The 13,634-nt window shown below is 71.5% G+C and carries 15 protein-coding genes and 1 tRNA gene; 7 read left to right on the top strand and 9 right to left on the bottom strand.

Annotated features, from left to right (window positions below; translation table 11 throughout):
• Positions 1-10 precede the first annotated feature (10 nt).
• Complete coding sequence (locus AC07FK_RS20145; RefSeq protein WP_479106265.1) at positions 11-781, bottom strand: ABC transporter ATP-binding protein; 771 nt, start codon at positions 779-781, stop codon at positions 11-13.
• A gap of 389 nt (positions 782-1,170) precedes the next feature.
• Between AC07FK_RS20145 and AC07FK_RS20140 the strand changes: the two genes are divergently transcribed.
• Positions 1,171-1,252 (top strand) — tRNA-Leu (locus tag AC07FK_RS20140).
• Positions 1,253-1,538: 286 nt separating this feature from the next.
• On the top strand, positions 1,539-2,411 hold the full coding sequence (locus AC07FK_RS20135) for a Bax inhibitor-1/YccA family protein (protein ID WP_479106264.1): 873 nt from the start codon (positions 1,539-1,541) through the stop codon (positions 2,409-2,411).
• Between the two features lie 89 nt (positions 2,412-2,500).
• On the opposite strand, the gene AC07FK_RS20130 is transcribed toward AC07FK_RS20135, so the two are convergent.
• Entirely contained in the window at positions 2,501-2,731 is a 231-nt protein-coding gene (locus AC07FK_RS20130; protein ID WP_138899329.1) for a DUF4287 domain-containing protein, read from the bottom strand.
• 100 nt (positions 2,732-2,831) lie between these two features.
• Between AC07FK_RS20130 and AC07FK_RS20125 the strand changes: the two genes are divergently transcribed.
• Complete coding sequence (locus AC07FK_RS20125; protein ID WP_479106263.1) at positions 2,832-3,179, top strand: hypothetical protein; 348 nt, start codon at positions 2,832-2,834, stop codon at positions 3,177-3,179.
• A gap of 31 nt (positions 3,180-3,210) precedes the next feature.
• On the opposite strand, the gene AC07FK_RS20120 is transcribed toward AC07FK_RS20125, so the two are convergent.
• From AC07FK_RS20120 to AC07FK_RS20110, 3 genes are all read right to left on the bottom strand, one after another.
• Complete coding sequence (locus AC07FK_RS20120) at positions 3,211-4,083, bottom strand: hypothetical protein (protein ID WP_479106508.1); 873 nt, start codon at positions 4,081-4,083, stop codon at positions 3,211-3,213.
• Between the two features lie 232 nt (positions 4,084-4,315).
• A complete protein-coding gene (locus tag AC07FK_RS20115) occupies positions 4,316-5,536 on the bottom strand; it encodes an acetyl-CoA C-acetyltransferase (RefSeq protein ID WP_479106262.1) in 1,221 nt (406 codons plus the stop codon).
• Positions 5,537-5,721: 185 nt separating this feature from the next.
• Complete coding sequence (locus AC07FK_RS20110) at positions 5,722-6,723, bottom strand: SGNH/GDSL hydrolase family protein (RefSeq protein WP_479106261.1); 1,002 nt, start codon at positions 6,721-6,723, stop codon at positions 5,722-5,724.
• Between the two features lie 166 nt (positions 6,724-6,889).
• On the opposite strand from AC07FK_RS20110, the gene AC07FK_RS20105 reads away from it, so the two are divergent.
• Positions 6,890-8,284, top strand: coding sequence for a cystathionine beta-synthase (locus tag AC07FK_RS20105; protein ID WP_479106260.1), 1,395 nt, complete (start codon positions 6,890-6,892; stop codon positions 8,282-8,284).
• Positions 8,285-8,750: 466 nt separating this feature from the next.
• Here AC07FK_RS20105 and AC07FK_RS20100 read toward each other — a convergent pair whose 3' ends face one another.
• Positions 8,751-9,176, bottom strand: a complete 426-nt coding sequence (locus tag AC07FK_RS20100; protein ID WP_479106259.1) for a hypothetical protein — start codon at positions 9,174-9,176, stop codon at positions 8,751-8,753.
• A gap of 431 nt (positions 9,177-9,607) precedes the next feature.
• On the opposite strand from AC07FK_RS20100, the gene AC07FK_RS20095 reads away from it, so the two are divergent.
• From AC07FK_RS20095 to AC07FK_RS20085, 3 genes are all read left to right on the top strand, one after another.
• On the top strand, positions 9,608-9,970 hold the full coding sequence (locus tag AC07FK_RS20095) for a DUF4180 domain-containing protein (protein ID WP_479106258.1): 363 nt from the start codon (positions 9,608-9,610) through the stop codon (positions 9,968-9,970).
• 470 nt (positions 9,971-10,440) lie between these two features.
• The gene (locus AC07FK_RS20090) at positions 10,441-11,277 is read left to right on the top strand and encodes a MurR/RpiR family transcriptional regulator (protein ID WP_479106257.1); all 837 of its coding nucleotides are present in this window, start codon (positions 10,441-10,443) and stop codon (positions 11,275-11,277) included.
• A gap of 131 nt (positions 11,278-11,408) precedes the next feature.
• Positions 11,409-12,023 (top strand): hypothetical protein, encoded by a 615-nt coding sequence (locus AC07FK_RS20085; protein WP_479106256.1) that lies wholly within the window; start codon positions 11,409-11,411, stop codon positions 12,021-12,023.
• On the opposite strand, the gene AC07FK_RS20080 is transcribed toward AC07FK_RS20085, so the two are convergent.
• The 3 genes from AC07FK_RS20080 to AC07FK_RS20070 all read right to left on the bottom strand — a co-directional run bounded on the left by AC07FK_RS20080 (position 11,992) and on the right by AC07FK_RS20070 (position 13,632).
• The gene (locus tag AC07FK_RS20080) at positions 11,992-12,366 is read right to left on the bottom strand and encodes a hypothetical protein (protein WP_479106255.1); all 375 of its coding nucleotides are present in this window, start codon (positions 12,364-12,366) and stop codon (positions 11,992-11,994) included. The two genes, AC07FK_RS20085 and AC07FK_RS20080, sit on opposite strands and share 32 nt — an antisense overlap.
• Positions 12,367-12,428: 62 nt before the next feature.
• Positions 12,429-12,812: a roadblock/LC7 domain-containing protein gene (locus tag AC07FK_RS20075; RefSeq protein WP_479106254.1), complete on the bottom strand. Its 384-nt coding sequence runs from the start codon at positions 12,810-12,812 to the stop codon at positions 12,429-12,431.
• A 79-nt stretch (positions 12,813-12,891) separates the two neighbouring features.
• A complete protein-coding gene (locus AC07FK_RS20070) occupies positions 12,892-13,632 on the bottom strand; it encodes a transcriptional regulator (RefSeq protein WP_479106253.1) in 741 nt (246 codons plus the stop codon).
• Positions 13,633-13,634 lie beyond the last annotated feature (2 nt).

Genomic DNA, 13,634 nt, shown 5'->3' with positions numbered 1-13,634 from the left:
GGCTCGTGGGTCAGCTGGTGCGGCCCTTGGAGTCGAACTCCTTCATCCGGTCGAGGACGCCGTCCGCGGTCGGGCTCAGCATCTCGTCGACGATCCGGCCGTCGGCCAGGAAGATCACCCGGTCCGCGTACGAGGCGGCCGACGGGTCGTGCGTCACCATGACGACGGTCTGGCCGAGTTCGCGCACCGAGTTCCGCAGGAAGCCGAGGACCTCGGCGCCCGAGCGCGAGTCCAGGTTTCCGGTCGGCTCGTCACCGAACATGATCTCCGGCCTGCTCGCCAGGGCGCGGGCCACGGCGACGCGCTGCTGCTGGCCGCCGGAGAGCTGGGAGGGGCGGTGGCTGAGCCGGTCGGACAGGCCCACCATGTCGATGACCGTCTTCAGCCAGTCCTTGTCGGGCTTGCGGCCCGCGATGTCCATCGGCAGCGTGATGTTCTCGGCGGCGGTGAGCGTCGGCAGCAGGTTGAACGCCTGGAAGATGAAGCCGATCTTGTCCCGGCGCAGCTGGGTGAGCTGCTTGTCCTTGAGGGCGCCCAGCTCGGTCTCGCCGATCCGTACGGACCCGGAGCTGAAGGAGTCCAGACCCGCCACGCAGTGCATCAGCGTCGACTTGCCGGAGCCGGACGGGCCCATGATCGCGGTGAACTCGCCCTGGCGGAAGTCCACGGTGACCCGGTCCAGGGCGACCACCTGGGTCTCGCCCTGCCCGTAGACCTTGGAAAGCTCCGTGGCGCGTGCGGCCACCGCGGTGGTGCGGTGGGCGGTGGGGGTGGTGGTCACGAGAGGGCGCTCCTGTCGGGGACGGTTGAAGGGACCCCTTCATCGTCCCGTCCGTACGGCGCCGGCGGATCAGCCGTCGTGCCCGTTCTGACGGCCCTCTTGAGTCGCATCGCCGGGCACGCCCGTCCTCCTTTGGTATGACGCCGTCCCTGAGGCAGGCCCGGGGGCCGACGGGAGCCGCGCGGACCCGCGCGCAGTCGAGTTTGCGCCTTTCCCGCAGGCAGCCGTCGGTGCCCGTCCACCGCGCCCGGCATGTGCCGACGGCCCATTACGCACGCTGACACACCCTCAGGCGTCAATAAAATAAGACAACATCGGCCGGGGGTTCCGCTGTTCGGGGGAGGCGTCCGGATAGGCTCTGACCCGCGAATTGCGGAGCCGCGCACCTTGCCCGGATGGTGGAATGCAGACACGGCGAGCTTAAACCTCGCTGCCCCTCGGGGCGTGCCGGTTCAAGTCCGGCTCCGGGCACAACGGGGACCACTGCCTGACCGGAAGCAGAGCACGTACGAAGCGCCGTGTGCGCGACGAGGGGAGCACGCGGGGCGAGGTGTGACCGTGGCGGAGCGCGGGCACGTGACCTGCGGGATGATCCGGTCCTCGGACGGGATCAGGCGGGACGCATATCCCGCGGGCCCGAGGAACGCCCCGCCCGGGCGACGGTCGGAGAAAGATCCTCCCCTGGCACTAGGGTGTTCCTTTTGCTTTCCCATTACTCTTGACTCAAGGCCACGCAGGGTGGCCATGGAGGAGTGAGATGAGGAGCAGCAACCCGGTCTTCTCGCGACGGGGCTTCAGCCGCGACAACGGCACCGCGGGCTTCAACGCGGCGCCGCAGGCCGGGGGCCCCGCCGTCGGTACGGCGCAGGGCAACCCGTACGCCCAGGGCGCCCCCGCGAACCCGTACGCGACCAACCCCTACGCCCAGCAGGACACGCAGTACGGCGCCCCGCAGGCGCCCGTACGCGGCAACGTCATGACGATGGACGACGTCGTCGCGCGGACGGGCATCACGCTCGGCCTCGTGATCGCCGGCGCCACCGTCGCCTGGGTGACGAACGTCGGCCTCGGCCTGGCCATCGGCGCCGCTCTCGTGGCGATGGTGCTCGGGCTCGTCCAGTCCTTCAAGAGCAAGCCCGTCCCGGCGCTGATCCTGGCGTACGCGGCCTTCGAGGGCATCTTCCTCGGCGCGCTCAGCAACTACGTGAACACGTACGTGGCCGACGGCGCGCCGATGCAGGCGGTGCTGGGCACGATGGCGGTCTTCGTCACCATGCTCTTCCTGTACAAGACCCGGATCATCCGGGTCACCCAGCGGTTCACGCGCTACCTGATGATCGCCGCGATCAGCTTCATGGTGCTGACCGCCGTGAACCTGCTGTTCATGGTCTTCGCGGGCGGTGACGGCCTCGGCTTCCGCAGTGGCTGGGTGGGCGTCGTCTTCGGTCTCGTCGGCGTGCTGCTCGGCGCCTTCTTCCTCGCCCTGGACTTCAAGCAGGTCGAGGACGGCGTGGCCTACGGCGCTCCGCGCGAGGAGTCCTGGATGGCGGCCTTCGGCCTCACCATGACCCTGGTGTGGATCTACCTGGAGATGCTGCGCCTGGTCTCCATCCTCAGCGGCGACGACTAGTCGCCCCTGGACACACGCGGAAGGGCCCGCCCGGCGCAAGCCGGGCGGGCCCTTCCGCGTCTGCTGCGGCGGCCGCGACCGCCACCGGACTAGAGCAATCGCCGGGCGGCGCGCCTCAGGTCGTACTCGTGGATGATCGCTTTCGCGTGGCCGTAGGCGAGGTTGTGCTCACTGCGGAGCCAGCTCACCTTCTCCTCGAAGCGGAAAAGGGCGGGACCGTCGTCCACCGCGCGGAGCCAGTCGGAGACTTCACGACCGGTGCAGTGGGGGATACGGGAGAGCAGGTTCTGATGGGTCTCTTCGGAGAAGACTTGGGACATTCGGCGCCTCCGGACGCATTGCGCGAGTGCTCCTTCATGTCACCGTGCCTGAGTGTCCGCCCGTTGGCAACAGTGCCGGGCGGGCGCGTAGGGTCGCGGAGTGCTCGATACAACGCCCCTGACGACCGCCGTGGACCGATTCGCCGACCGGCTCCGTTCCGCTCCGCAGAGCAGGCTCCAGCGCGGCGCCGCCGCCGAAGGACTGGCTCTGGCCAGGGAATTGTCCGTACGGGCGCAGCGCCTGGAGGAGCCGGGGCGGGAGCCGCGCATCATGCCGGAGACCGGCGTCTTCGTGGTGGCCGACCAACTCGCGGTGGCGGGTCATGATTTGGCGCAGGCCCTGAGCGCCGCGTGCGCGCCGGAACGCGGGACGGCCCCGTCCGTCGCGGAAGGACTGGACGAGGCCGTGGGGCTGGTGGAGGCGGCGGCCGCGCGGGCCGGTCTGTGAACCGGTCGGCGGCGTGGCCCGGGGGGCCGGGCTAGATCGACGCGATGACGCGGTCGGCCAGGATGTAGACGCTTTCCTCGCCGCAGGAGAAGGTCAGCGCGTAGGCGCCGGAGATGCCGGAGCCGCCGAGCAGGACCGGGGACTCACCGCCGCGCAGCGACTCCGCGAGGCGCTCGGCGGTCTCACGGTGGCCGGGGGTCATGCAGAGCGTCGTACCGTCCGTGAAGACGTACACGTCGAGCGTGCCGAGCGGTCCCGGGCGGACGTCGGCGAGCGCGGTGCGGGCGGCGGCGAGCTCCTCCAGGCGGTGCACGGTGCGCTCGTGGTCGCCCACGGCGCCCGGCGTCTGGCCCGTGACGCCGTGCTCGATCCGGTTCGCGGCGTTCGAGGGGTGGCGGCGGCGGGCCGCCGCGAGCTCGGGGGAGTCCTCCGGGAAGGCGTCGGCCGGCTCCAGGTCGTCGAGCCCCTCCAGGGCGTCGGCGCCGTCGGCGCCGTGGAGGGCCTCGAGCGCCTCGTACGCGTCCACCGACTCCAGGCCGGTGAAGTCCGCCTGGCGCGGGACGAAGAAGGGGGGCGTCTCGTCGCCGAGACCGGTCAGACCGCCCAGCAGCGACGGGGCGTCGGCGGCGTCGCGGGCCTCCTGCGCGGCCCAGAAGGCCCGCGCCTCGGCCAGCTCGCGCTCCCGCTCCTCGGCGAGGGCCTCGGCCACCGCGGCCCGTATCCCGTCCGCGTCGGCGGCACGGGTCTGCTGGGGGACCGCGGCCCCGGAACGGCCGAGTGCGGCGGCGGCCGTCAGCTCGGTGCGCAGGGCGGCGACCTGCTTGCGCAGTCCGTGGACCGCGTGCAGGGCAGCGGCGCCCACGGCCGTGGCGGCGGCTGTGGTCAGCAACAGGGCAAGAGGCATGGCGCTCACTGACGTACTCCCGGTTTCATCGATCCCCCGACTTCCTACATCAGCTTGCGGTGAGTGCGCGCCGTCTGTCAGTGCATTACGTCACGAAATGGACAGGTCTTTCGCCTGGCGGATCTGCCAATAACCGCCGTTGACCTGGGGGTATGCCTCTCCCCCAGGAGATACATCACATCCTGGGGGAGATTGGGTTACGAACCGGGTGCGGCCGGAGCCGCACAGAGGGTCAGCTGAGGCGCTCGATCACCATGGCCATGCCCTGGCCGCCGCCGACGCACATCGTCTCCAGGCCGAACTGCTTGTCGTGGAACTGGAGGCCGTTGATCAGCGTGCCGGTGATCCGCGCGCCGGTCATGCCGAAGGGGTGGCCGACGGCGATGGCGCCGCCGTTGACGTTGACCTTGTCCAGGTCCAGGCCGAGGTCCTGGTAGGACGGGATCACCTGGGCGGCGAACGCCTCGTTGATCTCGGCGAGGTCGATGTCGCCGATGCTCAGCCCGGCGCGCTTGAGCGCCTGCCGGCTGGCCTCGACCGGGCCGTAGCCCATGATCTCGGGCGAGAGCCCGGAGACGCCGGTCGAGACGATCCGCGCCAGCGGGGTCAGGCCCAGCTCACGCGCCTTGGTGTCGCTCATGATGACGAGGGCGGCGGCGCCGTCGTTCAGCGGGCAGCAGTTGGCGGCGGTGACCCGGCCGTCGGGGCGGAAGACGGGCTTGAGGCCCTGGACGCCCTCGAGGGTGACGCCGGCGCGGGGGCCGTCGTCCTGCGAGACGACCGTCCCGTCGGGGGTCGTGACCGGGGTGATCTCGCGCTCCCAGAAGCCGTTCTTGATGGCCTGCTCGGCGAGGTTCTGCGACCGTACGCCGAACTCGTCCATCTCGGCGCGGGTGATGCCCTTGAGGCGGGCGAGGTTCTCGGCGGTCTGGCCCATGGCGATGTACGCGTCCGGGACGAGGCCGTCCTCGCGCGGGTCGTGCCAGTCGGCGCCCTCGCTCTGCGCGACGGCGGCGGTACGGGCCTCCGCCTCGGCGAAGAGCGGGTTGTGGGTGTCGGGCATGCCGTCCGAGCTGCCCTTGACGGAACGGGACACCATCTCGACACCGGCGGAGATGAAGACGTCGCCCTCACCGGCCTTGATGGCGTGCAGCGCCATGCGGGAGGTCTGCAGGGAGGAGGAGCAGTACCGGGTGACGGTGCAGCCCGGGAGGTGGTCCATGCCCATCTGCACGGCGACGATGCGCCCCAGGTTGTGTCCCTGCTCGCCGCCGGGGAGGCCGCAGCCGAGCATGAGGTCGTCGATGTCGCGGGGGTCGAGCTCGGGCACCTTGGCGAGGGCGGCCTGCACGATGGTGGCGGTCAGGTCGTCCGGCCGCAGGTCCTTCAGGGAGCCCTTGAAGGCGCGTCCGATGGGCGAGCGGGCGGTGGAAACGATCACTGCTTCGGGCACGACGGCTCCATGAGGGCGAGAAGGGCGATTGGGCACGACTGAGTGGGAAGTTACCCGCCCGTACCGCTCGGGTCATCGTGCGGACGATGTGATGCGGGCCTCTTTTCTAAGCGCTCGCTCAGTCGGGGGCGGGCGGCGGTCCTCCACCAGCCCCTCCCACTGTGTCACCGCGCGCCCGCGCACCCTCACAGCGCCCGGCGCGACTCCGAGGGAGAGTGGGCCGGCTCCGTCGAGGCGGGAAGGCGCCGACGGCGCCGGTGCTTGAGCAGGGCCCAGGGGGCCCGTGCGGCCGTGACCTCCGTACCGGCGGCCGAGGCCGCCTCCGCCGCGGCCTTCGCCACCGGCAGCATGTCCTCGTCGCGCGAGGGGTCCAGCCGGTCGGACTCCGGCCACAGCCCGAGCGCCGCGCACACCGTCGGCAGCACGGCCATCGCCGCCGTCGCGTAGCCCTCCGCCGACGGGTGGTAGTTGTCCGGACCGAACAGCTCGCGGGGGTTCGCCAGGAACTCGGGCCCGAGCAGGTCCCCCAGCGACACCGTGCGCCCGCCCTGCTCCACCGCGCCGATCGTCTGCGCCGCCGCGAGCTGCCGCGACACGCGCCGGGCCAGCCAGCGCAGCGGCTGGTAGACCGGCTCGATCGTGCCCAGGTCGGGGCAGGTGCCGACGACGACCTCCGCCCCCGCCGTGCGCAGGCGGCGCACCGCCGAGGCGAGGTGGCGGACGGACTGCGTGGGCGGCATCCGGTGCGTCACGTCGTTCGCACCGATCATGATCACGCACACGTCCGGCAGCCGCTCACGGTCCGCCAGCGCGACGGTGACCTGCCGCTCCAGGTCGTCCGACTGCGCCCCCGGCTGCGCCACGTTCCGCAGCGCCACCGGACGCTCCGCCACCGCCGCGAGGCCGGACGCGAGGAGCGCCCCCGGCGTCTGCCCCGCCCGGCGCACGCCCTGTCCCGCGGCCGTGGAGTCGCCCAGCATGGCGAGCCGCAGCGGGGCGTCCATGGGATACCCGGCCAGCGGCATGCCGTACAGCCCGTCCGCCAGGGGCGGGACCGGCGCCCGTCCGCCGCCCACCGACCGCTTGGCCAGCTGTACCTCGGCGAGGAAGATCCCCACCGCGGCCGCGCCGACCAGCCCGATGCCGCCCCCTCCATATGCCGCGCCAGCGGCGATTCGCCGTGCCACCCTTGCCCTCGACACAGTCGCAGCCACCTCCTCCGGCCTTGAAGTCTCGCGCTCAAAGGCTTACTGCCCGGTAGTGGGCGCTCTTCAATCTCGTCCGAAGGTGAACGCGCCGTCGTCAGCCCTCTACGCTGGGCCGCATACCACCACGGAGACCCCGGAGCGCATCGTGCAATTTCACGACTCGATGATCACCCTCGTCGGCAACACCCCGCTTGTGAGGCTTGGCAGCGTGACGGCCGGAATCCAGGCAACAGTCCTGGCCAAGGTCGAGTACTTCAATCCCGGCGGATCCGTGAAGGACCGGATCGCCCTGCGGATGATCGAGGCGGCGGAGGAGAGCGGCGCGCTCAAGCCCGGCGGCACGATCGTCGAACCGACGTCCGGCAACACCGGCGTCGGCCTCGCCATCGTGGCTCAGCAAAAGGGCTACAAGTGCATCTTCGTCTGCCCGGACAAGGTGTCGACCGACAAGATCAACGTACTGCGCGCGTACGGCGCCGAGGTCGTCGTCTGCCCCACGGCCGTCGACCCCGAGCACCCCGACTCGTACTACAACGTCTCCGACCGTCTGGTCGCCGAGACGCCGGGTGCCTGGAAGCCGGACCAGTACAGCAACCCGAACAACCCGCGCTCGCACTACGAGACGACCGGTCCCGAACTGTGGGCGCAGACGGACGGGAAGATCACGCACTTCGTCACGGGCGTCGGCACCGGCGGCACCATCTCCGGCACCGGCCGTTACCTGAAGGAGGTCAGCGGCGGCAAGGTCAAGATCATTGGCGCGGACCCCGAGGGCTCGGTGTACTCGGGCGGTTCGGGCCGCCCGTACCTCGTCGAGGGCGTCGGTGAGGACTTCTGGCCGTCGGCGTACGACGCCACGGTGACGGACGAGATCGTCGCGGTGTCGGACAAGGACTCGTTCCAGATGACCCGGCGCCTCGCCAAGGAGGAGGGCCTGCTGGTCGGCGGCTCCTGCGGCATGGCGGTCGTCGGCGCGCTGCGCGTGGCCGAGCGGCTCGGCCCCGACGACGTGGTGGTCGTCCTGCTGCCCGACAGCGGCCGCGGCTACCTCAGCAAGATCTTCAACGACGAGTGGATGGCGGACTACGGCTTCCTGGAGGAGTCGGGTCAGCACGCGAGCGTCGGTGACGTCCTGCGGTACAAGGAGGGCGACATGCCCAGCCTCGTGCACATGCACCCGGAGGAGACGGTGGGTCAGGCGATCGACGTGCTGCGCGAGTACGGCGTCTCGCAGATGCCGATCGTGAAGCCGGGCGCCGGCCACCCGGACGTCATGGCCGCGGAGGTCATCGGCTCGGTCGTCGAACGGGATCTGCTGAACGCCCTGTTCGCGCAGCGCGCGCAGCTCGGGGACCGGCTGGAGCAGCACATGAGCGCGCCGCTGCCGCAGGTCGGCTCCGGCGAGCCGGTGGAGGACCTGATGGCCGTACTCGGCGGCAAGGGACAGCACGACGCGGCGATCGTCCTGGTGGAGGGCAAGCCCACGGGCGTGGTGAGCAGGCAGGACCTGCTGGCGTTCCTGGCAAAGCCGCAGAGCTAGGCGGCAGCGGCTCCGGCGAGGGGGACGCGCCGGAGCCGGAACTGTTGGTGCGTGTCGGTGGTGCGGGGGCGTCCGGCGCGTTTGTGCGGGGCGACTCGTTCGCGCAGCGCCGGGCCGGAACCGCCGCTTCGTGCAACTGGTACGAGGCCGACACGTTCGCGCAGCACCGGCTTAACACGCCTCGGGCACATTGGTGGTTGTCGGCGTCACGGACTACGGAGCGGCTCCCGGACCTCCATGGACGCCAGGACGCGAAGCCGGCCCTGATCCCGGCCCGCGTCCCTCGCGGGGACCGCTGTCGTCCCGGCCCCCGGGCAACCGGGGGTGCGGCGGTCCCCGCGACATTTCCCTTTCACGCCCGGTCCGCCGAGTCGGATTCCGGGCTCGGTCCGCCGAGTCGCAATCCGGGCTCAGCCCGTGAAGTCGGATTCCGCGCCCGGTCCGTCGAGTTGAGTCGGATTCCGGTTCAGTCCGCCCAGTCGGACTTCTCGCCCCTCTTGCGCCTTCCACCCAGCCAGGCGGAACCGCGCGCGGCATGCACGGCGTTGACGCCGACGATGCCGAGCCAGGCGACGATCAGGCCCTCGAGGTCCGCGTTGGCCACGCCGATGGCCGACAGTGGGATGGCCAGGACCAGTGAGACGGCGGCGAAGCCGAACCGCTCGCCGAAGCTCGCCTCGCCCGGCTGCGGCTTCGCACCGCCTCTGGCGACGACCATCTGTTGCTCGGCGAGCTGGCGCCGGACGCGGCGGTCGACCGTACCGTCGAGCCGCTGCTCGACCTTTTCCAGGAACGATTCGACGAGCGCGGACTCGTAGTCGTCCCCAAGCTCCTTGCGTGCGTGCAAGGTCGCGTCGAGGTCCTTCTTCAGATCGGGGTCGCGGGCTTCCATGGTGGCAACGTTACGGAGTGCCCAAGCCGTCGACAGTGGGGATAACCCCCCTCTTCGTTGTGGGGGCGGTGGGGGAGTTGGTGAGGGTGGTGGAGGCGAGGGGAACCACTCGTTGCTTCTGGAGGGGAATCTCGGGCCGTCCCTGGCGCTCAAGGGTCGGCGGGCCGGGTGGTGCGGCCCCAGTCTCGGCGGGTGCGGCGACGGTCGTTGGTGCGACACAACGATTCCGACGCATACATGCACACAGGGACATGCACACACGCACGCACACACACGCCGGTGGGCGGTCGGCCCGGCCGGGCGACCTGCGGACTCATGGGTGCGCGGGTGGGGCGCGAGGGTGGCATGGGGTGAGTCGGGCGGTGTCCAAAGGAGATCTTGGCCGGGAAGTGCGTCGCTTGCGTCCGTCTGCGCAACTAGCCTCAGCCATCATGAGCACCTTGCAGACGATCCACGACGTGCCCGTTCTGATGTGCGCTTCGGAGGGCGAGCTCATCGGGAACGAGCGCGACGCCTTGGATCTCATAGGCGACGCCGGCTACCAGGGCGCCCAATGGGTGGTCATTCCCGCCGGACGGTTCACTGAGGCGTTCTTTCAGCTGCGCACCCGCGTCGCCGGTGACATCTTCCAGAAGTTCGCCAACTACCGCTTGGGTGTTGTCGTCCTCGGTGACATCTCCCACCACACGGCGGAAAGCCCGTCGCTGCGGGACTTCGTCCGCGAGTGCAACCGTGGGCGGCAGGCGTGGTTCCTCACCGACATCGAGGAACTGCGAGACCGGCTGAAGGCGTGAGGAGGCCGTGGTGCTGACCGTTCGACGGCCGTCCGTGCCCGGCTACGTTCCTCCGTCGCGTACAACCGCGACTTCTCCGCCCGCGGTCAGTGACTGACTTCTCCGCCGCTGCCGCTGAGGCTGGGGGTTCCGTGGGCTCCCCCCGGGGGACGCCGCCCTCCCCAAAGGCGGCCCCCACAGCAGAAGCAATCACCGCCCCGGGCCCAACGAAGCCCCGCACCCAGCCGCCGCCCTGCACCCGCCCGGTTTGATCACCCCGCCCCTCGCCGTCCCTTGCAGCGCTGCATATGGTCATGCAGAGTTCTAGGTGTCTGAATACGTGCACCAGTAACAGGCAGCAGTAACACCCGTAACAGCAGTAGCACCCGCACACCCGCCGCACAGCCGGCGTCCGCACCGCCGAGATCGGAGCGTCCGAGATCGGAACGTCGAGATCCGAACTCCGAGATCGGAAGTCACAGGGGGATGGCATGAGCGACAGCGCTGCCGCGCGACTGCAGCAGCTCTTCGACGGGCACCGGCTCACGCCGACCCAGCGGCGCATCGCGCACTGCATGGTGCGCAAGGCCGCCGACGTGCCGTTCCTGTCGAGCGTCGAGCTGGCGGAGCTGGCCGGGGTCAGCCAGCCCTCCGTCACGCGCTTCGCCGTCGCCCTCGGCTTCGACGGCTACCCGGCGCTGCGCAAGCACCTGCGGGAGGTCGCGCCCACCGAGCCCGCGCCGGGCGAGGACGAGTACAACGAGTACCAGCAGGCCGTCCAGGCCGAGATCGAGAACCTCCGGCACCTCTCCGAGCTGCTCGCCGACCCCGGCCCCGTCGAGGAGGCCGGCCGCGTCCTGGCCGGCTCCCGCCCGCTGCCCGTGCTCGGGCTGCGCGCCGCGTCGTCGCAGGCGGGGGGGTTCGCGTACTTCGCGGCGAAGGTCCATCCCGACGTGCGCCTGCTCGACGAGAGCGGGTCGATGCTCGCCGACCGCATCGACGCGGCCCGCCGGGCCGGCGCGACCGCGCTGCTGTGCTTCGCGCTGCCGCGTCATCCGCGCGAGGTCGTGGACGCGCTGGCGTACGCGCGTGAGCAGGGACTGAAGGTGGTGACCGTCGCCGACTCCGCCTTCGCTCCGGTGGCGGGCCACAGTGACCTGCTGATCCCGGCGGCGGTCGGCACGGGCCTGGCGTTCGACACGGCGTGTGCGCCGATGCTGCTGGGGCGGGTGCTGCTGGAGGCGATGTGCGACGGCCTGCCGGACGCGCAGGCGCGGCTGGAGGAGTTCGACGCGAAGGCGGCGGCGCGGGGGCTGTTCGTGGACTAGCCGCGAAGGGGCCCGGCGTCGCCCGCGTGCGGGTGCGGCGCCCTTTCTCGGCGGTTTTTCACCCGGCGCTCAGAATCCGGCGTTACCCTCCCCGACTGGAAACAGTCGAAGCCGGCAGGGAAGGGGCGGTCGTGGCGCGCGGAGAACGGGCACAGGCGTTGGCGAGGGTGGCGGTGGTCGTAAGGGCCGGGGCGGCCCCGCTGTGGTGGCTCGGACTGCTCGCCGCCGGGGTCGGAGCACTCGTACCCGGCCTCACCGGGCGCCGTGTCGGCCTGCTGGCCGGAGCCGCGCTCTTCGTCGTCGCGGCCGCCGCGACCGCGCTCGCCCGCAGGGGCCGGTACGCCGTGCTCGCCGCGGACGCGACCCGCGCCGGCCGCCGCGACTTCCTCCAGGCCCGCTCCGTGACGGTACGGGGCCGGCGCCGCGACCGCCGCTGGTGGCTGGCGGCCGCCTTTCTCGCGGCCGTGGCGAGCGCCTTCGCGCTGCCGGGCGCCGGCGGGCTGATCATGGCGGGCGCCGGCGCGGGGCTGTGGCTGAAGGCCGTGTGGCTCGGCGCCCGCGAGCGCCGGGACCAGACGCTGCTGTGGGTGTGCACGGACCGGCTCGGCGGCGGGCCCGCGGGGCGGCGGGTGACGGCGTACCGGACCACCGGGATCGCGGCGGGCGACGCCGCGCCGGGCGGCGCGCGGCGTCGCCCGGCGGCCGCTCCGGTGGTCACACGTCGAGTTCGGCCTCGATCCTCTTGAGCTGGTGGCGGGCCATCGCGAGGTTGGCCCGCGCCTTGTCCAGCGCCAGGTAGAGGAACAGGCCGTTGGCGCCGCGCCCCTTGAGGAGCCGGATGAGGTGGTACTGACCGCCGAGGGTGATCAGGATGTCCTCGATCTCGTCCTTGAGGCCCAGGTGTTCCATGGTGCGCACCTTGGCGCGCACCACGTCGGTGTTGCCCGCGGCGGCGACCGTCAGGTCGAGGTCCTTGCCGCCGCCGAGGGTGCCGAGGGCCATGCCGCTGGTGTAGTCGACCAGTGCGACACCGAGGGTTCCCTCGATGCCGGTCATCGCTTCCTTGAGCACGGTTTCGGTGTTGGCCATGAGGGTCGCACTTCCTTTTCGTCTGGTGGTGGGTCTTGCCGCTGTGGTGCGTTTGGCTGTGGTCATGCGTTCTCCCGGGCGCTGTCGACCAGGGCGCCGATGCGCACACTGGCCCGGCGGGCCTCCAGATGGAGGCGGCCGACGTTGACGCGCGGTTCCGCGAGGAGCGTGAGTACGGCGGACGTGCCGGCCGCGTAGGTGGCCACGTAGCCGTCGTCGCCGCGCACGAGCAGTTCGCGGAAGACGCCCTTGCCGGTCGCGTCGGTCAGCCGCACGGCGACGCCGAGTGCCGCGGCCGTGAGCGCCGCGATCCCCTCGGGCTCCACGGTCGTGGTGTCCTGGGCCAGTACGAGGCCGTCGACGCTCGCCGCGAGCGCGCCCGACAACTGCGGGATCCTGGCTTTCAGCCGCCGAAGTTCGTCGAGGACTTCGGGTTCTGCCGCCATCAGCTTTCTCCTTTCTGCGCGTTGTCTCAGGGCGCGCCTCATGAGGGGGTGGGGAGGGCCGCGCCGACGGACCGGAACTTCACAGGCTTGCCTCCAGGGCGTCGCGGAGCCGGCGCAACAGGGCGGTGTCCGGGTCGTCGGCGACCCGCGCGACCCAGGCGGGCACGGGGGGCGGGGACACGGGCGTGTCCCGGGGCGTGGCGACCGTGCCGGCCGCCGCGAGCCGCCGTACGTCGATCAGCGTGTGGAAGGCGGGCCGGCCCAGGGCCCGGGCGATGTCACCGGGGGTCCGTGCGCCGTCCGCCAGGTCGAGTACGGCACGCTGGCGGCGGGTGACGGGCTGCCCCGACGGCGTACTGCGGCGTACGACCGGGGCGGTGTCGGTGTCCGGGTAGGGCCAGAGCTCGTCCAGCAGCTGACGGCGGCGACGCGACTCACGCTCGACCACCGAGGCGGAGACGGGCCGGATCCGGCCCAGCCAGTGGGCGGCTCCGTACCGGAAGCGGGTGGGGCCGCTGCCGGGAGCGAGTGCGAAGAAGGCGGCGTCGAACAGCGCGCTCAGATGGCACAGTTCCAGCTCGCCGTCGGCCAGCCGGCCGCTGTCGACGAGGAAGCGCCCGACCCGGCCGCGGGTGCCGGCGCGGTCGACGGCCTCCTGCCACTCCTCGGCGGGCAGCCGCCCGGTCGAGGTCAGCAGTACGTCGATGCCGGGCGCGGCGGGGCTCTCGGCGTGCACCACCTGGCCGTCGACGAGGTAGAGGGTCCCGTGGTCGCGCAGCAGGGCGCCGGTCGCGCGCTCGGCGGCCAGTCGGACGAGCATCG

Source organism: Streptomyces sp. NPDC046122 (assembly GCF_056429965.1).
Note: the sequence above shows the minus strand (reverse complement) of the source record. Positions and strands in the feature narration are given on the sequence as shown.

Coding starts and splice junctions, on each gene's coding strand:
- AC07FK_RS20135 (WP_479106264.1), top strand. CDS start 1,539: ATGAGGAGCAGCAACCCGGTCTTCTCGCGACGGGGCTTCAGCCGCGAC.
- AC07FK_RS20130 (WP_138899329.1), bottom strand. CDS start 2,731: ATGTCCCAAGTCTTCTCCGAAGAGACCCATCAGAACCTGCTCTCCCGT.
- AC07FK_RS20120 (WP_479106508.1), bottom strand. CDS start 4,083: ATGCCTCTTGCCCTGTTGCTGACCACAGCCGCCGCCACGGCCGTGGGC.
- AC07FK_RS20100 (WP_479106259.1), bottom strand. CDS start 9,176: ATGGAAGCCCGCGACCCCGATCTGAAGAAGGACCTCGACGCGACCTTG.
- AC07FK_RS20095 (WP_479106258.1), top strand. CDS start 9,608: ATGAGCACCTTGCAGACGATCCACGACGTGCCCGTTCTGATGTGCGCT.
- AC07FK_RS20090 (WP_479106257.1), top strand. CDS start 10,441: ATGAGCGACAGCGCTGCCGCGCGACTGCAGCAGCTCTTCGACGGGCAC.
- AC07FK_RS20080 (WP_479106255.1), bottom strand. CDS start 12,366: ATGGCCAACACCGAAACCGTGCTCAAGGAAGCGATGACCGGCATCGAG.
- AC07FK_RS20075 (WP_479106254.1), bottom strand. CDS start 12,812: ATGGCGGCAGAACCCGAAGTCCTCGACGAACTTCGGCGGCTGAAAGCC.
- AC07FK_RS20070 (WP_479106253.1), bottom strand. CDS start 13,632: ATGCTCGTCCGACTGGCCGCCGAGCGCGCGACCGGCGCCCTGCTGCGC.